We start from the raw sequence: 18,219 nt of genomic DNA, 5'->3' as shown, positions 1-18,219 counted from the left end.
AGGCTGACGATCTCACGCTTGACCGTTTCCGTTTTTCTTCTTGTCGCCAGTCTCCAAAGCCCTCATGAAAATTCCTGCTGCGCGGTGTCGGTTTGCGCGCTACCTCTTCGTCTTCAAGTTCAGATGGAGAATCCGATGCTCTACGCAATTCTTTGCTACAACGACGAAAATGCCGTCTTCTCCTGGTCGAAGGAGGAGGAAGCCGCCACCATGGCGCGGCTGCATGCGGTCGAGAAGACGCTAGCCGACAAGGGCAAGCTCGGGCCGGTGGCGCGGCTGATGCCGACGACGGCGGCGACCACCTTGCGAAAAGGCAAGGACGAGCCGTTGATCCTCGACGGTCCCTTCGCCGAGACGAAGGAACAATTCCTCGGCTTCTTCGTCTGCGATTTCGAAACGCTCGACGAGGCGCTCGCCTTTTCGAAGGAACTTGCGATCGCCAATCCTGGCGCCGGCGCCTACGAGATCCGGCCGCTCTACGTGTTCCGGCCGGGAGCGATCTCTTCATGACCGACATTGCCTGGATCGAGTTCGCGCTGACGTCCGCCCGCCCGCAGGCGCTGGGTGCGTTGCTCAGGTATTTCCGCGATCTCGACATCGCCGAGGAGGCGTTTCAGGAGGCCTGCCTGAGGGCGCTGAAGACCTGGCCGGACAAGGGGCCGCCGCGCGATCCCGTGGCCTGGCTGATCTTCGTCGGACGCAACAGCGGCATCGACGTCGTGCGCCGGCGGGCGAAGACGGAGGCGCTGCCGGAAGAGGCGGCCTACTCCGATACAGGCGATGCCGAGACCGACATGGCCGATCGCCTGGATGGTTCCAACTATCGCGACGACATCCTGCGGCTGCTGTTCATCTGTTGCCATCCCGATCTTCCGGCGACGCAGCAAATTGCTCTGGCCCTCCGGATCGTCTCCGGCCTTTCGGTGCAGCAGATCGCCCGTGCCTTCCTTGTCGGCGACAGTGCCATGGAGCAGCGCATCACCCGCGCCAAGGCACGCGTGGCTGCCGCCGGCATCGCCTTCGAAACGCCGGGCGCGGTCGAGCGGGCAGAGCGCCTGACGATCGTCTCGGCCATGGTCTATCTTGTCTTCAACGAAGGTTATTCCGCAGCCGGCGCGGGTGGCGATGCCGCAAGGTTTTCGACGGAAGCGATCAGGCTCGGCCGGCTGCTGTTGCGGATCTTTCCGAGCGAGCCGGAAACGATGGGACTGCTGGCGCTGATGCTTTTGCAGCAGGCGCGCGCACCGGCGCGCTTCGACGCGGACGGACAGATCGTTCTCCTCGAAGACCAGAACCGCGCGCTCTGGGACCGGAACCTGATCAACGAGGCACTGGCGCTACTCGACAAGGCGATCCGGCATCGGCGGCCGGGTCCTTATCAGGTCCAGGCGGCGGTCGCGGCATTGCATGCGCGCGCCGCGCGCGCCGAAGAGACCGACTGGCGGGAGATCGAGCTTCTCTATCGAACGCTGGAGGCGATGCAGCCTTCGCCGGTCGTGACGCTCAATCGCGCGGTCGCCATCGCCAAGGTGAACGGGGCGAGCGAGGCCCTGGCAGTCGTCGAGCCGCTGGCCGGCAGGCTCGGCAATTATTTCTATTTCCACGGCCTGCGCGGCGGACTGCTGATGCGGGTCGGTCGCAACGCCGAGGCCCGCGAGGCTTTCGACAGAGCGATCGCGTTGGCGAACTCGCCGGCGGAAGCCGCCCACATCCGCTTGCAGCTGGACCGGCTTAAGGAAGACGCCTTGCCACCATCGGCGCAAAAATAAACGCGGCCGGTGTCGGTATGGTGAGACGCTCCACGTTCTTGGAATAACAGATGCAGCAACGCCTCGCTGCGACAATCTAGGGAAGGAAGACATCATGACCGCCGATACCGCAAAGCCCGAACATGTCCTCGAACTGGTGCGCGAGATTAACGCGCCGCGTGAGAAGATCTTCCGCGCCTGGACCGAGCCGGCGCTGCTCAAGCAATGGTTCACGCCACGCCCATGGACGGTCAGCGTTGCCGAGATGGACGTGCGCGTCGGCGGATCCAGCCTCATCGTCATGAACGGGCCGAACGGCGAGGAATTCCCCAACCGTGGCATCTATCTCGAAATCGTGCCCAACGAGAAGATCGTGTTCACCGATGCCTATACCAGCGCCTGGGTGCCCTCCGCGAAGCCCTTCTTCACCGGCATCATCGTGCTCGACGACATCGGCGGCGGGCGGACGCGCTATACCGCGACGGCCCTTCACTGGACCGCCGAGGACAAGGAACAGCACGACAAGATGGGCTTCCATGAAGGCTGGGGCAAGGCAACAGACCAACTGGCCGAACTCGTCGCCAAGCTTTGAGACCCCATTTTCTTTCCGGAGGTTACCGTCATGTCTGTCTCTCAATCGGGCGCCTTGTCGCGACCGCAGCGCGTCGCGGGGCTGATTTTAAGCGGCCTGATCGTCGCCTTCCTCGTTTTCGACGGCGTCATCAAGCTGATCCCGATCGCGCCGGTGACGGAGACGATGACGGCGCTCGGCTATTCCGGCGATCCGGCGCTCGCGCGCGGCCTCGGCATCCTCACGCTTGTCTGCGCGGCGCTCTATGCGCTGCCGAGGACGTCGGTCCTCGGAGCCATCCTCCTGACCGGGCTTCTCGGCGGCGCGATCGCCACCCATTTGCGCGTGGGGAGCCCCGTCTTTTCGCACCTGCTGTTCGGCGTCTATCTCGGCGTGATCGCCTGGGGCGGCCTTTACCTCAGATGTGAAGCACTTCGCAGGTTGATTCCGTTGCGGCAGTGAAGTCACTGATTTCAGATTCGAATTGCGTTCATCACTGCGACGGCAAGCGTGGGGGGGCTGGTGCTCGTCACGCGGAATATGCGTGATTTCTCAATCCCTGGCTGCCTCGCCGATAGGCGCCGTGCCATCAAGAATCGCGAAGAAATCGTTCCAGAATTTGAATTTGCGATCGCGGCGGCGCATCCTTATTTCAGGGCGAGCGCAACGAGATAGGCGAAACAATGGAACTGGGACTTTACACATTTGCCGACGTCGACCCGGAGCCCGCCGGCGGCAAAGGGCCGGAAGCTCAGCGGCGGCTGAAAAACCTCATCGAGGAGATCGAGCTTGCCGATCAGGTCGGCCTCGACGTCTTCGGCCTCGGCGAGCACCATCGCCCCGATTATGCGGCGTCGGCACCCGCCGTTGCCTTGGCGGCGGCCGCCGTAAAGACGAAGAACATCCGGTTGTCGAGCGCGGTGACGGTGTTGAGCTCCGACGACCCGGTGCGCGTGTTCCAGCAATTTGCGACGCTCGACCTCATTTCCAACGGTCGCGCGGAGATCATGGCCGGCCGTGGCTCCTTCATCGAGTCGTTTCCGCTGTTCGGTTATAAGCTCGAGGACTACGACCAGCTGTTCGAAGAGAAGCTCGACCTGCTTCTGGCAATTCGCGACGGCGAGCAGGTCACCTGGTCGGGCGAGACGCGGGCTCCTATTCACGGGCGCGGCGTCTATCCCCGGCCGCTGCAGCAGCCGTTGCCGATCTGGATCGCGGTCGGGGGTACGCCGCAGTCGGTCGCCCGCGCCGGCGCCTTCGGCCTGCCGCTGGCGCTCGCCATCATCGGCGGCGAGCCGCACCGTTTCGCGCCGCTCTTCAATCTCTACCGCGAGGCTGCCCGCCGCGCAGGCCAGGACGCCGCCAAGCTGAAAACGAGCATCAACGTCCATGGCTTCATCGCCGATACCACTTCGGCCGCCGCCGACGCCTTCTACGGTCCGCAGGCGGAGGTCATGAACCGCATCGGTCGCGAGCGCGGCTGGGGGCCGACCAGCCGGGCGCAGTTCGATGCCGCGCGCGGGCCAAAGGGCGCTCTCTTCGTCGGCGATCCGGAACTGGTTGCGGAAAAGATCGTGGCCCATCACAAGATCTTCGGCAACGATCGCTTCCTGCTCCAGATGGCGATCGGACTGATGCCACATGATCAGATCATGCGCGGCATCGAGCTATATGGCACGAAAGTCGCGCCGCTCGTCAGAAAGGCGTTGACGGAGGCGGGTTGAACAGGCGAAAGCCTCGTCAAGACCTTTCCACACCGGGTGCACGCCGGAACGCCGCATGATCATCACCAAAGACGACGAACTCACGAAGCTCAAGGCCGTCGGCCACATTTGCGCCAATGCGCTTCAGACCATGGCGGCGGCGCTGGAGCCGGGCATTACGACCGCGGAACTGGATGCGATCGGCCGCAAGGTGCTGGATGAGGCCGGTGCGCGTTCGGCGCCCGAGTTCTGCTACCAGTTCCCCGGGGCCACCTGCATCAGCGTCAACGAGGAGGTTGCGCACGGCATCCCGGGACCGCGCGTCATCCGGGCGGGCGATCTCGTCAACCTCGACGTTTCCGCGGAAAAGGACGGCTTCTTCTCGGATACGGGCGCCTCCTTCACGGTGCCCCCTGTCAAGCCGAAGATCGAGCGCCTTTGCCGGGACGGCAAACGCGCGCTCTGGGTCGGCCTCAATCAGGTGCGCAGCGATCAGCCCTTCTCGAAGGTCGGCCGCGCGATCGGCGCATTCGCCGCGAAAAACCGGTATACGCTCGTCGCCAACCTCGCGAGCCACGGCATCGGCCGTGCGCTGCACGAGGAGCCGGGCGAAGTTTCGACCTGGGCAGATCCGAGCGAAAAGCGCATCATGCAGGACGGCCTCGTTTTCACCGTCGAGCCTTTTCTGTCGCTCGGCGCGACCTGGGCCGAAGGGGGCGACGACGCCTGGACGCTCTACAGCGATCCGCGCGCCCCGACCGTGCAGTTCGAGCATACGGTCGTGGCAACGCGCAACGGGCCGCTTATCCTGACGCTCGCCGACGACGCCAAGTAGAGCAAGCCTCTCAGTCGCCGTCCTTCAGGATTTCGGTCGCCGCACGCTTCAGGATCGCGGCGATGCGATCGGCCTCGGCCTTCGACCAGGGATATTTCATGCGGAGTGCTGCTCTGAGCAGCTCTCGTGCCGCGCGTACCTCACCGCTGTCGCGATCGAATGGCGCGTCGCCGCGATCGTCCGCATCAGCGCCTTCGGGACCGAACGCCCGCTTCACATGCGCCATGCGCTCGCCGATCTGGCTGAGCTTGGCAAGGGTGAGCTCGATCTGCGCGCGATTTTCCTCGACGCGCTTCTCACCGCTTTCGGTAATGCGGTAGAGCTTCTTGGTGCCGCTCGCCTCGACGTCGGCAAGGCCGGTTTCTTCGAGATACGTAAGGGCGGGATAGATGACGCCCGGGCTCGGGACGTAGAAGCCGCCGGAGCGCTCTTCCAGGATCTTGATAAGCTCATAACCATGGCGCGGCTGCTCGGCCAGCAGCGCAAGGATGATCAGCTGCAGGTCCGCGGCGTCGAATTTCCGGCCGGTGCGGAAGCCGCCGCCGAACATGCCGCCTTTGAAGCCTTTCATGTCATGTCTCCCGTGCGCAAAGCGCATGTCATTCCGTTCGCGGCATCCGCCGCCGTCCCGCTCCGGCCGGCGGCCGTGGAACATATCGTTTTTGAAACCTCTCATGAGGGAACTCCCTTGTGTCAAGACTATATCGTTCGTAGTGTCGTACGACATATATCGTAAGATAATACCGGAGGCAAGAGGGCACAAGGGGTCTGCTGCGGGGTGTTTCGTTGAGCAAGTGGAAGAGGCGAGCGCCTCCGTGCCGCTGGCGGCGGGTGGAAAGGCGAATAGCCGTTACAAATGCGTAACAATGCGGCCTGGCCGTTGCCGCCAAGGGCGAACTGCCTTAGGTTCGCCGCGAAAACCGTCACTGCGGTCGCTGCGATCAAGATCGCGACCTAGATCAAGAAAGCCGTCTTCAACGTGTTCGTCTCCTTCTTTCCCAGGCCGAAGTTCTTTTTCATCTCGGCGGTCGTCTGGACCCTTGTCGCCATTCTCTTCTGGTATTTCGTTGGCGCGCAGCTCGGGGGGCGTGTCGGCCTGCCGCCGCTAGCGGACAGCGAATCCGCGCCGATCGGCGTTTCCGTCTTCTGGTCCGCACCCTTCCTCTGGTTCTACGTCTACTACGTCGTGGTGGTGGCGCTCTTTGCGGCCTTCTGGTTCCGCTTCAGCCCGCATCGCTGGCAATATTGGTCGGTGCTGGGCTCGGCATTGATCATATTCAACACCTATTTTTCGGTGCAGGTCAGCGTTGCGATCAATGCCTGGTATGGGCCGTTCTACGATCTGATCCAGCAGGCGCTGGCAAAGACCGCGCCAGTGACGGCCATGCAGCTTTACATGGGCATGCTCGGCTTTGCCGGCATCGCCTTCGTCGCCATCACCGTCGGCGTGCTCAATCTCTTCTTCGTCAGCCACTACATCTTCCGCTGGCGCACGGCGATGAACGAATACTACATGGCTAACTGGGGCAATCTGCGCCATATCGAAGGTGCCTCGCAGCGCGTCCAGGAGGACACGATGCGATTCTCCTCGACGGTCGAGAGCCTCGGCGTCAGCCTCGTCAGCTCCGTGATGACCCTGATTGCTTTCCTGCCGGTGCTGTTCAAGGTCGGGTCCAGCATCACCGAACTGCCGCTGATCGGCGAGGTGCCGCACGCACTCGTCTGGGCCGCGCTGTTCTGGTCGATCTTCGGTACGCTCTTCCTCGGCCTTGTCGGCATCAAGCTGCCGGGTCTTGAGTTCCGCAACCAGCGCGTCGAGGCCTCCTACCGCAAGGAACTGGTCTATGGCGAGGACGACAGCAGCCGCGCAACGCCGCCGACCGTTGCCGAACTCTTCGCCAATGTGCGTAAGAACTATTTCCGCCTCTATTTCCACTACATGTATTTCAACGTCGCCCGCATCTTCTACCTGCAGGCGGACAATCTCTTCAGCCTGATCGTGCTCGTGCCCTCGATCGTTGCCGGCAAGCTGACGCTTGGCCTGCTGACGCAGATCAACAACGTCTTCGACCAGGTGCGCGGCTCCTTCCAGTATCTCGTCAATTCCTGGACGACGATCGTCGAACTGCTCTCGATCTACAAGCGCCTGCGCGCCTTCGAAAGCGCGATCGAAGGCGAGCCGCTGCCGCAGATCGAGCTACGCTATTTCGAGCGCCTTGCGGCGAAGGAAAACGTCGAAGCCTGATGGCGGATGCCGCCTGAAGGCAGAGGATGCAACCGAAGGACCCGCCGATGTTTTCGGCGGGTTTTGTTTTTGGTGTTGTAGAGGTGGAGGGATAACCGATCCAATTTGTTGATTTCTACAGAGCATTGAAGTAGTCTTCTTCAGAATAAGCCGAATTAATACTTATTTTTGAAATATATTATATATGGATATACTTATAATTAGTCGGCGTGGGGAGCTTGCGCGCCGTGAATTTCAAGTAAGGCAGATGGCCAGGCTTGGCTTGGCCTTTGAATTCCTTGATGCCGTCGAGGCAGCGGATCTTAGCGATGACGAATGCCAGATGGCCGCTGACAGTTGGCCAAGCGCCACATTCCGGCAGGACATCGCTTGCTTCCATTCCCACAGGCTCGCGTGGCGCAAAGCGGCGTCGGACGGGCGCTTGACCTTGATACTCGAAGACGATGCGGTGCTCTGCGAGGGCATAGGCCAATCGCTTCAATCCATTTCATCGCGGCATTCACAATGGAATCATGTCTACGATCTGGAATTCATTCCCGAGCTTCATATTATCTCGGACAGACCGACATGGCAGGACGATGAGGGGGGAATAAGTGCCCGCCAGATCTACCGCAACAGGTTTGGCCTCGCTGGATATATCATCGGTCCCGAGGCAGCTCGGCGGATGCTTGCCGACACCGGGCGCTATGCACTGATCGACTGCTATTTCTGGCATCGGAGCTGGTTGAACGCCCAACAAATAGAACCGGCGCAGGTCGTGCAGATGCGCTTCCTTAAGGGTCAGGAAGCGCAGGATCTGTTCTTGCGCTCGCCGGATGAGCGAACCTTCAAGCCCTCGAGCCGCGTCAGAAAGCTGGCGATGAGGCTCAGAATCGAACTGGAGCGGGCGCGGGCGCTTCTGGCCGCCGCGTTCAGAGCGACAAAACGGCAACCGCGCATCGATTGGGCGGCTTTTGCCAAGCCAGCCGCCTAGCATGGCGCGGGTTCGATGGTCGGTATTTCCGCTACAGCCCCGACGCCTGCGGCCGGCCTCGTGCCTCGATCATCGGGATGGCCTCGGAATAGCTGACGCAGGCGACGTCCGGCCTGTGGCAGGCGTCGCTGACGAAGCGGTCGAGCGCGCGCCAATAGGCGCCGTCATTCATCTCGACGAAATGGAATCCGAGTTGCAGCGGGATGCGCTCGCCGTCGTACTGTTTCTCAAAAGCCGCTTCATAAGCCGAAAACGCGCGATCCTCGAAGGCCTTGGAATCGGTCTTGTCCTCGACGCCTTTCGAATGGCGGACATAGAGATTGTAGTCCATGCCGATCACCCCACGATGGTCCGGACCTTCGGGAATGAGCGGCAAGCCGAAGCGATAGAGATCTCCGACCTTCTGCGGCAACATCGGCCCGCGCGTCACCAAGCTGGCGTCGTAGGAAAAGCCCATCGCCTTTTCCGCCGGCACCAGGCCGTCGCTCGTCGAGAGGTAGGGCGCACGGAAGCCTTTGATGTCGTGGACGGCGAAATCCGCCCACCCTTGAGGCTCCTTGTCGGCCTCGCCCAAGTTCTTCCAGGCATCGCGCAGCGCCATGCGGGCGCTCATGAACTCGCGCTTCCAGTCCGCTTCGCTCCAGTTCTTGCCGTCGAAATGGCCGCAGGCGTGGCTGGAGATATCGTGCCCCTCCAGATGCGCGTCCCAGATATTGGCGATACGCGTGCGGGCGTCGTCTTCGCTCTTGGCAAAGCCGACATTGGACTTTCCGGGCTTCTGGCCGGGCGCCTGATAGGCCCTGGCCTGCTCGCGGTTCATCAGAAACGTGCAGGAGAGAAAGTAGGTGAAATGCGCGCCGGTCCGCGACGCCATTTCCCGGCTCTTCGTCCAGAGCGCGTTGTCGTGCGCGCCATCGAAGGAGACGAGCACGATCTGCTTCGGCTTCTCGTCGGCGTGGACGAAAGCGGGGAGAAGACAGGAAAGGGTGAGCGAGGCAACGGCGAGGAGGCGCGACATTGGGGACCCGGAATGGTTCGATTTGCGCTCTCGTCATACATAAATGCGGCGAAGCTGGGATGGGCGCCACATTTTTCGACCCGGCACACGGTTGACGGCTGGCTTTGACTGAAAAGATTGTGCAAGGATTCAAAGCGTTAACAAGAGGAGTCGCACATGGCGTTGTTGGTTCTAGGCATCGTTCTTTTTCTCGGTGTCCATCTGCTGCGTGTGGTGGCGCCCGGGTTCAGGCAGGCGATGATTGCGCGGATGGGCAAAGGCGCGTGGGCCGGCCTGTTTTCGGTTGCCAGCATCCTGACGCTGATCCTCTTGATCTATGGCTTCGCTCAGGCGCGGCAAGTGACGATGCCGATCTATACGCCGCCGATCTGGATGGCGCATATCGCCATCACGCTGATGCTTGTCGCCATGATCTGTCTTGCCGCGTCGCTGCTGCCGGCCGGCCGCATTGCGACGAAGGTCAAGCATCCCATGGTTCTGTCGGTGAAGATCTGGGCTCTCGCCCATCTGCTGGCCAACGGCGACAGCGCCTCGGTGCTGCTCTTCGGCGCCTTCCTTGCCTGGGGCGTGATCCTGCGCATTTCGCTCAAGCGCCGCGAGCGGGCCGGCGAACCGGTGCTTCGGCCCTTCGTGTCGGCGCGTAACGATATCTACGCGATCGTCATCGGCGTCATCGCCTGGGTCTTGATCATATGGCGGCTGCACGAGTGGATTATTGGCGTTTCTCCGCTTGTCGGCGCATGAATTGCAGTACTCCCCCTTACAAGCGGCGCAAAATGGAGTAGAAGGCCGGCTCATATTGCTGCATCCACAGTGGATGCAAGCTATTGCAGGCGCCGGAGACGAGAATGGCATTCAACGACGACAGCTTCATCCGTGAGGTCAATGAGGAACTTCGTTCCGACCAACTGAAGTTTGTTTGGCGCCGTTTCGGCCGCATCATTCTCGGGGCAGCGGTACTCGTCGTGTTGGGCACGGCAGCCTATAGCGGTTATCGCTATTGGGCGAGCGCCCAGGCGGGCAATACCGGCGACAGGTTCCTTGCGGCGCTGGCGCTGGCCGACCAGAACAAGGCGGATGATGCGCTCGCGGCCCTTGCGGCGATCGAGAAAGACGGTCACGGCTCCTATCCGCTGCTGGCGCGCATGCGCGCCGCCACCCTGCAGGCGCAGAAGGGCGATACGGCAACCGCGATTGCAGCCTTCACGGCGATCGGCAAGGAAGCTGGCGTTCCCGCCGTCATCCAGGACGCCGCCCGCCTGCGCGCGGCCTTCCTGCTTGTCGAAAACGGCACTTACGATCAGGTCTCGGCTGAAGCCGAGGAACTGGCGGTTCCGGCGAATGCATTCCGTCATTCGGCCCGTGAAGTGCTTGGCCTTGCCGCCTACAAGGCCGGCGACTTTTCCAAGGCACGCCAGTGGTTCCAAGCCATCACCGACGACCCGGAAACCCCTCGCAATGTTGCCAACCGCGCGCAGATGATGCTTGATAACATCACCGCATCCGGCAAGGCGCCGAAAGCCCAGGGCTAAAGGAAGAATTATCCGATGAGCTTTACGGTCGCGATCGTCGGTCGCCCGAATGTCGGCAAGTCCACACTTTTCAACCGTCTGGTTGGCAAGAAGTTGGCGCTCGTCGACGACACGCCCGGCGTAACGCGCGACCGCCGTCCCGGCGATGCGCGCCTCATGGACCTCAAGTTCCGCATCGTCGACACGGCCGGTCTCGAGGAGGCCGCCGAAGAGACGCTGCAGGGCCGCATGCGCGCCCAGACCGAGGCCGCGATCGACGAGGCCGATCTGACGCTTTTCGTCGTCGATGCCAAGATGGGGCTGACCCCGGTAGACCAGGCATTGGCCGAGATGCTGCGCCGCCATGGCCGCCCGGTCGTGCTTGTTGCCAACAAGTCGGAGGCGCGCGGTTCCGATTCTGGCTTCTACGACGCTTTTACGCTCGGGCTTGGCGATCCATGCCCGATCTCGGCTGAACATGGCCAGGGCATGATCGACCTGCGCGATGCCATCGTCGAGGCGATCGGCCATGAGCGCGCCTTCCCGCCGAAAGATGAGGTTGCCGTCACCGACGTCGTCATTCCGCGGCCCGCCGAAGGTGCCGAGGACGACGAGGAAGAGCCGGTCTACGACGAGACCAAGCCGCTGCGCGTTGCCATCGTCGGGCGCCCGAATGCTGGAAAATCGACGCTGATCAATCGCTTTCTCGGTGAAGACCGACTGCTGACCGGCCCGGAGGCAGGAATCACCCGCGATTCCATTTCCGTCGACTGGGCCTGGCGCGGCCGTACCATCAAGATGTTCGACACCGCCGGCATGCGCCGCAAGGCAAGGGTGATCGAGAAACTCGAGAAGCTCTCGGTCGCCGACGGCCTGCGCGCCATTCGCTTTGCCGAGACGGTGGTTATCGTCTTCGACGCCACCATCCCGTTCGAGAAGCAGGATCTGCAGATCGTCGATCTGGTCGTCCGCGAAGGTCGCGCCGCCGTGCTCGCCTTCAACAAGTGGGACATGATCGACGACCGCCAGGCGGTCCTCGCTGATCTCCGCGAAAAGACCGACCGTCTGCTGCCGCAGGCGCGCGGCATCCGCGCCGTGCCGATTTCCGGCCAGACCGGCGAGGGGCTCGACCGCCTGATGCAGGCAATCGTCGATACCGACAAGGTCTGGAACAAACGCGTATCGACTGCCAAGCTCAATCGCTGGCTGGAAGTGCAGCAGGTCCAGCATCCGCCACCGGCGGTCTCAGGCCGCCGCATCAAGCTGAAATACATGACGCAGGTGAAGGCGCGCCCGCCGGCCTTCATGATTTCCTGTACCCGCTCGGATGCGCTGCCCGAATCCTACGTGCGCTATCTGATCAACGGCCTGCGCGCCGATTTCGCCATGCCCGGCGTACCGATCCGCATCCACTTCCGTTCGGCGGAAAATCCGTTCGAGTCGAAGAAGAGGCGCTAGTCGCGCCTATGCGCTGCCGCTGAAGCGTCAGGTTTTGCTGGACACCCTTCCATGATTTCTCAATAATGCTGCAAAGATTATTGAGAGATCATGGGTGAAGCATGCGAAGCGCGGGAATTCAGGTCGTAGATGGCAAGACCGTGAAGAGCCTGGTCGAGGCGCACGCGGTTCACGGCGCCGTCGTGCTGGGTCGACCTGGCGGATGGGGCATCCTCGTGCGGTACGGGAATGCCGAGCGGGCCGTCGCAGCGCAGCGCTCCGATAGCCCGAGGCTGTGGCGCAACCTTAACACCGCCGTCGCCTTCGTGCGCAACGAGCTTGGCGTCTCGCGGTTTGAAATCGATACAGCCGAATACGACCCCGAGGCAATCGAGCGCAAGCGGCCGGATCAGGCTGAGCGCCTGCGTCAGCAGCATGAGGCGGCGGCCCACGATGCCTGGTTTCGCAAGGAGGTGCAGGAAGCCCTCGATGGAATAGACGATGGCAGCAATCCCATCGTGCCCGAGGAAGAAGCAAGGCTTCGCCTCGACGCATTACGCGCCGATATAGCGAACCGGATAAGATAGCGTGGAACTTGTCTGGCGCGAGACCGCTCTTCGCGATCTGGAGCGCGTGATCGCCTTTATTGCCGATCGAAATGCCATTGCGGCTCGTGATCAACTCGCGAGGATCGAAGATCAAGTCCAACGCCTCATCGCGCATCCACATTCGGGCAGGATCGGACGTGTTGAGGGCACACGGGAGTTGGTCGTCAGCCACACGCCGTTCGTGGTGATCTACCTATTGACTGACGCCGTCGAACTCGTCCGCGTCCTGCATGGTGCGCAGGCATGGCCGCCGCAGTCGTAAAATTCCGAACGCGTCATCTGTTGCGGCGCTTGCCGGCACGGCCGTTTGCCGAGCGCACATTGTCGATGAACTGGCCTGTCGCCGCTTCCCATGAATAGGTCATCGCCAGCGCCCTTGCCTCCGTTCGAGAGCAGGCGAGCGCCGCCATGCAAGCTTTCCCAAGGTCGTCGCTGAGCGCGCCAGCCCGCGCGTTCGGGCCGATGATGTCGACAGGGCCGGTCACCGGATAGGCTGCGACCGGCACGCCCGAGGCGAGCGCCTCGAGGATCGTGTTGCCGAAGGTATCGGTCTTCGACGGGAAGACGAAGACGTCCGCCTGGGCGTAGGCGGCGGCCAGTTCCTCGCCGAACTTCGTGCCTGTGAAAAGCACATTCGGATAGCGTTCCTGGAGGTCCGCCCGGCTTGGCCCGTCGCCGACGACCACTTTCGAACCGGGCAGATCGAGATCGAGAAACGCCGCCAGGTTTTTCTCGGGCGCAACACGGCCGACGGTCATGAAGATCGGCCGCGGCAAGCCGAACGGCGTTGGCTCCAGGGGCTGGGGCCGAAAGAGCGTCGCGTCGATGCCGCGGCTCCAGGCAAGCAGGTTTCTCAACCCCTTTCCGGCGAGCTCGCTTGCGAGGCTTGGCGTCGCCACCATGCAGCCCGAACCGCCATTGTGAAACCAGCGCACGAAGGCGTAGAGCCAGGACTTCGGAATGGGCAGACGCTGGGCGACATATTCAGGGAAACGGGTGTGATAGCTGGTGGAAAACGGCATGCCGTTGCGGATGCACCAACGTCGCGCCAAAAGGCCGAGCGGCCCCTCGGTCGCGATATGCACGTAAGAGGGCAGGGCCGCTTCGATCCTTGCGGCGACCCGACCATAGGTCGTCACCGACAGGCGTATCTCGGGATAGGTGGGGCAGGGAATGCTCCGAAACCCCTGCGGGGTGATCATGCTGACCGCGATGCCGAGCTTTGAGAGTTCCCGATTGGTGTTTTCGATCGAGCGGATGACGCCGTTGACCTGCGGATGCCAGGCATCGGTCACCATCAGCAGCCGCCCGGAGGCCGCTCTGCTTGCCTGTTCCTGATCCCTCGCGGCGAGATCGGTAGCCGCCATAAATTGTAGCATGTCCCGACTGATCCATTCGCGCGCCGCCTCATGCGGAGGCGTTGACTGGGCCTGTATCGACGATTCGCGCGCCGCTCCATTTTGGCGGGCCTCCATGATGGAAATATTACAGGGGGGAATGCGCCCCGGTTCCTGCGTTGAACCAATCAAGGATTGTATTCGGTTTGTTGCATACACGCTTCGCCGTGGTATGACTCTCCGCGGGGGTTGGGGAGTTAATCATGAATATTTTCAAAGCTTTGCCGGCTGTGCTTCTGCTTGCCGTTCTCATCGGGTGTGCTGGCGTTGATGCTGATGACATCCAGAAGTTCGGTGTCGCGGCGACCTCGGTCGCGGTTGCTACCCGCGACGCGCGAACGATCGACAACCGGCTTGTGAACGGCATTCGGACGGAAGAGCAGGCGACCCAATTCGCACGCGGCGGCGGTGCATACCGGTTCCCGCCGGATTTCAAGCCACCGCTCGCGACGGGCGAGGTCTGGGATGCCCGCATCGCCTATGCGGTTGCGCTTGCGGATTACGGCACGGCGCTCGCGAAGGCAGCGAGCGGTGTCAACGGACCCGACATCGATACCGCCGTCGACAATCTGCAGAAAGCGGTTGAAACGGCAGCGCCGAAGCTCGCGGCGATGAAGAACGTCGAGCCCGTCAGCGATGCCGCGACGGCGGTCGCCAAGCGGGCTATCACCCAGGCGGCGCTGCAGCGCATCCGTGCGGCGATGTCACTGGCCCATCCTTCCATCGTCAAGGGCAGGGATTTGCTGGCTGCGGATTTCGCCTTGGTCGCCGACCGCGCGCAGGAACACTATGGCGACTGGGTCGCGCGCAAGCAGGCCGCGCTCAACACCATCAGGAGCAACGGCAGCGCCAGGGAAAAATACGAAGCCTATCGCGCTTTCCTCGCCGAACAGCAGTCGCTTGCCGATGCGGTGGCGCTGCTGGTGCCGGGCAAGGACGGCGGAGAGCCGGGCTATGTCGCGCTTCTCGACAAGATGGTCGCTGCCCACAAGGCGTTGGCGGAGGGGTCGCAGAATCCGCAGACGCTTGACGACTTTCTCCATGCTGCGTCCCAGGTCTGGGGCCTCATCGACACGTTCTCATCGGGAGGAAAACCATCATGACGACCAACGAAACAGCTTACGATCGGCTTCGTTCCGGCAAGGTCGCCGCCAATCTTGGCTTCAGCGACGCCGTGACGGCGCAGGCCGGTCAAAGGTTTCTCGATGCCTACCACCGTTTCGACGACGAGCTGGACGAGATGGTGGCAAAGAAACTTGCAAAGTCCTCGGCCGCCTATGCCACGCTGACGGCGGGAATGAAGGGCATGAAGAAGGATCTGGAAGACATCGTCGACGACATAGAGGCGATGGTCGATACCGCCAATGCCGCGCTGAAGATCGCCAAGATATTCCTGCAGATCGTCCCGATGCTCTGAGGATTTGCCGGGCCTATAGTCCGAGCTTCTCCGCCGGAACGAGTGCGCCGTGCTCGCCGATGACCTTGGCGGCGACGCCGGCGGCGAAGCGCGCGGCGGCGACGGCATCGTTGTCGATCACGAATTTGGCGAGAAATGCGCCGTTGAAGCTATCGCCGGCGCTGGTGGTATCGACGACCGTGTCGATCCTTTCGGCCGGGACGAGGATTTCACCGTCATCCGTGCCGATGGTGGCGCCATCGGCTCCGTTCTTGACGACGACCATTGCCGCGCCGAGCGCGCGGTAGCGGCTGATGGTTTCGGCAATGGTGCCGTCGCCGAAATGAGCGGCTTCGTCATCGAAGCTCGGCATGACGATGGTCGAGGCGCGGGCGCCCTCGCTGATTGTCGAATGCATGGCGTCGAGGCTGGACCACAGGCGCGGGCGGATGTTGGGGTCGAAAACGACGGGCTTGCCGACGGCTTTGGCGCGGCGGAGCTCGGCAAGCAGGGTCGTCGCATCGTCGCGCGGAAGGATCGCGAGCGTGATGCCCGAGAAATAAAGGACGTCGGATGCCTCGATCGCCTCGCGCAGCCGGTCGCCGTCGGCGGCGAGCTGGCGCGCCGCCGCACTATCGCGCCAATAGCTGAAGGAGCGTTCGCCGTTCGTCAAGTTGATCATGTAGAGGCCGGGCGTCCTGCCGCGGATGCGAAGGACATGCGCCGTGCCGATACCGGCCGATTGCATGAACTCCATCATCTCGCCGGACATCGGATCGTCGCCGAGTGCGGTGAAGTAGTCGACTGACCAATCCTTCGGCAGGCAGGCGCGAGCATACCAGGCGGTGTTGAAGGTATCGCCGGCAAAGCCCTTTCGCAAAAGGCCGCTATCGGCCTGCGACAACTCCACCATGCATTCGCCGATCGAAAGAAACCGCCCGCTCAATATAACGCCCTCGCAACCCGTTTCCTTAGCTGATACGCGGACGACGCCGCCGTGACAAGCCGTCGTGCCCAAGGCGCTGGCGGCCGCCGGTTGTGGGCTTCGCTTTCGGTTTGTATTTTTCGCAGCCGCCGCTAGTCTCCGGATAACAGCATCGGCCGGAGGCGTATTGTTGCATGGAATCAAAGGACAGGGCTGAGAGCGCCGACTGGTGGCGTGGCGCGGTGATCTACCAGGTCTATCCGCGCTCGTTTCAGGACACGGACGATAACGGTCTCGGCGACCTCAAAGGCGTCACGCAGCGGCTGCCGCATATTGCCTCGCTCGGCGTCGACGCGATCTGGCTTGCGCCGTTCTTTACCTCGCCGATGGCCGATATGGGTTACGACGTCTCCGACTATTGCGACGTGGATCCGATCTTCGGCGCGCTTGCGGATTTCGACGAAATGCTCGGCGCCGCCCACGCCCTCGGCCTCAAGGTCATCATCGACCAGGTGATCTCGCACACCTCCGACCGCCATCCGTGGTTCGTGGAAAGCCGTGCGAGCCGGACGAATTCAAAGGCTGACTGGTATGTCTGGGCGGACCCGAAGCCAGACGGCACTGCGCCGAACAACTGGCTCTCGATATTCGGCGGTCCGGCCTGGGAGTGGGACGGGGTGCGCCGACAATACTACATGCACAACTTCCTGACCTCGCAGCCGGATCTCAACTTCCACAGCCGGGATGTTCAGGATGCGGTCCTCTCGGCGGTGAAGTTCTGGCTCGAAAGGGGCGTCGACGGCTTCCGGCTCGATACCGTGAACTACTATTTTTGCGACAAGGATCTGCGCGACAATCCGCCGGCGGTTGTCGTGGTCGGCGGGCTCGATGCGCCGGACAGCAATCCCTACGGCATGCAGAACCACCTCTACGACAAGACACAGCCGGAAAATCTCGGCTTCCTCACGCGTTTTCGTGCGCTGCTCGACGCTTATGAAAACCGAGCAACCGTCGGCGAAGTCGGCGACGGTGCGAGATCGCTCGATACGGTCGCGGCCTATACGGGCGGCGGCGACAAGCTCAACATGTGCTACACCTTCGACCTGCTCGGCCCGGAATTCACGCCGGCCCATTTCCGCCGCGCCGTCGGCGCCTTCCAGGAAAAGGTGAGCGACGGCTGGGTCTGCTGGGCGTTTTCCAACCATGACGTGACGCGACATGCCAGCCGATTCGCGGCAACAGAAGAGGAGCGGCCGCGCATCGCCAAGCTGGCGATCACCTTGCTCGCCAGCTTGCGCGGTTCTATCTGCCTCTATCAGGGCGAGGAACTCGGGCTGCCGGAAGCCGAGCTTGCCTTCGAGGACCTGCGCGATCCCTACGGCATCCGCTTCTGGCCCGCCTACAAGGGACGGGACGGGTGCCGCACGCCGATGCCCTGGGAGACGGCGCGTGCCAATGCCGGCTTCAGCGGGGCGGCAAAATCCTGGCTGCCGGTGCCCCACGAGCATGCGGCACTCGCCGTCGACGCCCAGGAGGCGGACGATGCCTCGGTGCTCCATCACTACCGCCGTACGCTCGCCTTCCGCAAATCCCATCCGGCCTTGCGCGACGGCGATCTCGCCTTTCTCGATACGGGCGAGGAGGTGCTTGCCTTTACCCGCAGGAAGGATGGCGAAACGCTGCTGTTCGTGTTCAACCTTGTCCGCGAACCGGCAAAGCTCGATTTACCGGAGGGCTTGGCGTATCTGGAGGCCGTGGCGATCCCGGGCTTTTCGGCGACCCATGCGGGCGCCAAGGTGACGCTCGACGGGCTGGACGTGTTCTGCGGGCGGGTCGTGGAGGGCGCCTGAGC

At 62.5% G+C, this 18,219-nt stretch carries 19 protein-coding genes and 1 pseudogene; 16 read left to right on the top strand and 4 right to left on the bottom strand.

The features are described 5' to 3' along the window. Nucleotides 1-135 precede the first annotated feature (135 nt). The 6 genes and pseudogenes from AB4048_RS02130 (at nt 136) to map (ending at nt 4,857) form a co-directional block, all read left to right on the top strand. Nucleotides 136-510, top strand: coding sequence for a YciI family protein (locus tag AB4048_RS02130; protein ID WP_442200265.1), 375 nt, complete (start codon nt 136-138; stop codon nt 508-510). Continuing rightward, nucleotides 507-1,769, top strand: a complete 1,263-nt coding sequence (locus AB4048_RS02125; protein ID WP_442200264.1) for an RNA polymerase sigma factor — start codon at nt 507-509, stop codon at nt 1,767-1,769. Before AB4048_RS02130 ends, AB4048_RS02125 begins: the two co-directional genes overlap by 4 nt. Nucleotides 1,770-1,863: 94 nt before the next feature. After that, entirely contained in the window at nt 1,864-2,340 is a 477-nt protein-coding gene (locus AB4048_RS02120) for an SRPBCC family protein (protein WP_442200263.1), read from the top strand. Nucleotides 2,341-2,370: 30 nt separating this feature from the next. Continuing rightward, nucleotides 2,371-2,781 carry a DoxX family protein gene (locus tag AB4048_RS02115; RefSeq protein ID WP_442200262.1) on the top strand — a complete coding sequence of 137 codons (411 nt, stop codon included), beginning with the start codon at nt 2,371-2,373 and terminating at the stop codon, nt 2,779-2,781. Between the two features lie 221 nt (nt 2,782-3,002). Further along, nucleotides 3,003-4,062 (top strand): annotated as a pseudogene (locus AB4048_RS02110) (LLM class flavin-dependent oxidoreductase); the annotation flags it as partial. Between the two features lie 36 nt (nt 4,063-4,098). Continuing rightward, nucleotides 4,099-4,857 carry a type I methionyl aminopeptidase gene (gene map / locus AB4048_RS02105; RefSeq protein WP_442200469.1) on the top strand — a complete coding sequence of 253 codons (759 nt, stop codon included), beginning with the start codon at nt 4,099-4,101 and terminating at the stop codon, nt 4,855-4,857. Nucleotides 4,858-4,867: 10 nt separating this feature from the next. On the opposite strand, the gene AB4048_RS02100 is transcribed toward map, so the two are convergent. Continuing rightward, entirely contained in the window at nt 4,868-5,428 is a 561-nt protein-coding gene (locus AB4048_RS02100; protein ID WP_442200261.1) for a PadR family transcriptional regulator, read from the bottom strand. 408 nt (nt 5,429-5,836) lie between these two features. On the opposite strand from AB4048_RS02100, the gene sbmA reads away from it, so the two are divergent. Both sbmA and AB4048_RS02090 read left to right on the top strand, forming a co-directional pair. After that, the gene (sbmA, locus tag AB4048_RS02095) at nt 5,837-7,102 is read left to right on the top strand and encodes a peptide antibiotic transporter SbmA (RefSeq protein WP_442200260.1); all 1,266 of its coding nucleotides are present in this window, start codon (nt 5,837-5,839) and stop codon (nt 7,100-7,102) included. A 184-nt stretch (nt 7,103-7,286) separates the two neighbouring features. Next, nucleotides 7,287-8,075, top strand: coding sequence for a glycosyltransferase family 25 protein (locus tag AB4048_RS02090; RefSeq protein ID WP_442200259.1), 789 nt, complete (start codon nt 7,287-7,289; stop codon nt 8,073-8,075). 31 nt (nt 8,076-8,106) lie between these two features. Here the strand turns inward: AB4048_RS02090 and AB4048_RS02085 are convergent, their stop codons facing one another. Next, nucleotides 8,107-9,093, bottom strand: a complete 987-nt coding sequence (locus tag AB4048_RS02085) for a polysaccharide deacetylase (protein WP_442200258.1) — start codon at nt 9,091-9,093, stop codon at nt 8,107-8,109. Nucleotides 9,094-9,249: 156 nt separating this feature from the next. Between AB4048_RS02085 and AB4048_RS02080 the strand changes: the two genes are divergently transcribed. From AB4048_RS02080 to AB4048_RS02060, 5 genes are all read left to right on the top strand, one after another. Then, on the top strand, nt 9,250-9,837 hold the full coding sequence (locus AB4048_RS02080) for an NnrU family protein (protein ID WP_442200257.1): 588 nt from the start codon (nt 9,250-9,252) through the stop codon (nt 9,835-9,837). Between the two features lie 104 nt (nt 9,838-9,941). Further along, complete coding sequence (locus AB4048_RS02075; protein WP_442200256.1) at nt 9,942-10,625, top strand: tetratricopeptide repeat protein; 684 nt, start codon at nt 9,942-9,944, stop codon at nt 10,623-10,625. Between the two features lie 15 nt (nt 10,626-10,640). Next, the gene (der, locus tag AB4048_RS02070; RefSeq protein WP_442200255.1) at nt 10,641-12,062 is read left to right on the top strand and encodes a ribosome biogenesis GTPase Der; all 1,422 of its coding nucleotides are present in this window, start codon (nt 10,641-10,643) and stop codon (nt 12,060-12,062) included. Nucleotides 12,063-12,163: 101 nt separating this feature from the next. Then, nucleotides 12,164-12,628 (top strand): hypothetical protein, encoded by a 465-nt coding sequence (locus AB4048_RS02065; protein ID WP_442200254.1) that lies wholly within the window; start codon nt 12,164-12,166, stop codon nt 12,626-12,628. Between the two features lies 1 nt (nt 12,629). Continuing rightward, nucleotides 12,630-12,911, top strand: a complete 282-nt coding sequence (locus tag AB4048_RS02060) for a type II toxin-antitoxin system RelE/ParE family toxin (RefSeq protein WP_442200253.1) — start codon at nt 12,630-12,632, stop codon at nt 12,909-12,911. Between the two features lie 13 nt (nt 12,912-12,924). On the opposite strand, the gene AB4048_RS02055 is transcribed toward AB4048_RS02060, so the two are convergent. Then, nucleotides 12,925-14,016 carry a glycosyltransferase family 4 protein gene (locus AB4048_RS02055; RefSeq protein ID WP_442200252.1) on the bottom strand — a complete coding sequence of 364 codons (1,092 nt, stop codon included), beginning with the start codon at nt 14,014-14,016 and terminating at the stop codon, nt 12,925-12,927. A gap of 233 nt (nt 14,017-14,249) precedes the next feature. Here AB4048_RS02055 and AB4048_RS02050 point away from each other — a divergent pair, with 233 nt between their 5' ends. Further along, nucleotides 14,250-15,149, top strand: a complete 900-nt coding sequence (locus AB4048_RS02050) for a hypothetical protein (RefSeq protein WP_442200251.1) — start codon at nt 14,250-14,252, stop codon at nt 15,147-15,149. Then, nucleotides 15,146-15,463, top strand: a complete 318-nt coding sequence (locus AB4048_RS02045) for a hypothetical protein (protein WP_442200250.1) — start codon at nt 15,146-15,148, stop codon at nt 15,461-15,463. The genes AB4048_RS02050 and AB4048_RS02045 overlap by 4 nt, the downstream gene beginning before the upstream one ends. A gap of 13 nt (nt 15,464-15,476) precedes the next feature. Here AB4048_RS02045 and AB4048_RS02040 read toward each other — a convergent pair whose 3' ends face one another. Next, the gene (locus AB4048_RS02040) at nt 15,477-16,388 is read right to left on the bottom strand and encodes a sugar kinase (protein WP_442200249.1); all 912 of its coding nucleotides are present in this window, start codon (nt 16,386-16,388) and stop codon (nt 15,477-15,479) included. 173 nt (nt 16,389-16,561) lie between these two features. On the opposite strand from AB4048_RS02040, the gene bglA reads away from it, so the two are divergent. Next, the gene (gene bglA, locus AB4048_RS02035; protein WP_442200248.1) at nt 16,562-18,217 is read left to right on the top strand and encodes a beta-galactosidase BglA; all 1,656 of its coding nucleotides are present in this window, start codon (nt 16,562-16,564) and stop codon (nt 18,215-18,217) included. Nucleotides 18,218-18,219 lie beyond the last annotated feature (2 nt).

Origin of the sequence: Rhizobium sp. RAF56 (assembly GCF_052113965.1) — a bacterium.
In the GTDB taxonomy this organism is placed as follows: Bacteria; Pseudomonadota; Alphaproteobacteria; order Rhizobiales; family Rhizobiaceae; genus Rhizobium.
Note: the sequence above shows the minus strand (reverse complement) of the source record. Positions and strands in the feature narration are given on the sequence as shown.

Coding starts and splice junctions, on each gene's coding strand:
- AB4048_RS02045 (WP_442200250.1), top strand. CDS start 15,146: ATGACGACCAACGAAACAGCTTACGATCGGCTTCGTTCCGGCAAGGTC.
- AB4048_RS02090 (WP_442200259.1), top strand. CDS start 7,287: ATGGATATACTTATAATTAGTCGGCGTGGGGAGCTTGCGCGCCGTGAA.
- AB4048_RS02130 (WP_442200265.1), top strand. CDS start 136: ATGCTCTACGCAATTCTTTGCTACAACGACGAAAATGCCGTCTTCTCC.
- AB4048_RS02065 (WP_442200254.1), top strand. CDS start 12,164: ATGCGAAGCGCGGGAATTCAGGTCGTAGATGGCAAGACCGTGAAGAGC.
- AB4048_RS02075 (WP_442200256.1), top strand. CDS start 9,942: ATGGCATTCAACGACGACAGCTTCATCCGTGAGGTCAATGAGGAACTT.
- AB4048_RS02120 (WP_442200263.1), top strand. CDS start 1,864: ATGACCGCCGATACCGCAAAGCCCGAACATGTCCTCGAACTGGTGCGC.
- AB4048_RS02085 (WP_442200258.1), bottom strand. CDS start 9,093: ATGTCGCGCCTCCTCGCCGTTGCCTCGCTCACCCTTTCCTGTCTTCTC.
- AB4048_RS02055 (WP_442200252.1), bottom strand. CDS start 14,016: ATGGCGGCTACCGATCTCGCCGCGAGGGATCAGGAACAGGCAAGCAGA.
- AB4048_RS02080 (WP_442200257.1), top strand. CDS start 9,250: ATGGCGTTGTTGGTTCTAGGCATCGTTCTTTTTCTCGGTGTCCATCTG.
- bglA (WP_442200248.1), top strand. CDS start 16,562: ATGGAATCAAAGGACAGGGCTGAGAGCGCCGACTGGTGGCGTGGCGCG.
- der (WP_442200255.1), top strand. CDS start 10,641: ATGAGCTTTACGGTCGCGATCGTCGGTCGCCCGAATGTCGGCAAGTCC.
- AB4048_RS02050 (WP_442200251.1), top strand. CDS start 14,250: ATGAATATTTTCAAAGCTTTGCCGGCTGTGCTTCTGCTTGCCGTTCTC.
- AB4048_RS02115 (WP_442200262.1), top strand. CDS start 2,371: ATGTCTGTCTCTCAATCGGGCGCCTTGTCGCGACCGCAGCGCGTCGCG.
- AB4048_RS02125 (WP_442200264.1), top strand. CDS start 507: ATGACCGACATTGCCTGGATCGAGTTCGCGCTGACGTCCGCCCGCCCG.
- AB4048_RS02100 (WP_442200261.1), bottom strand. CDS start 5,428: ATGAAAGGCTTCAAAGGCGGCATGTTCGGCGGCGGCTTCCGCACCGGC.
- map (WP_442200469.1), top strand. CDS start 4,099: ATGATCATCACCAAAGACGACGAACTCACGAAGCTCAAGGCCGTCGGC.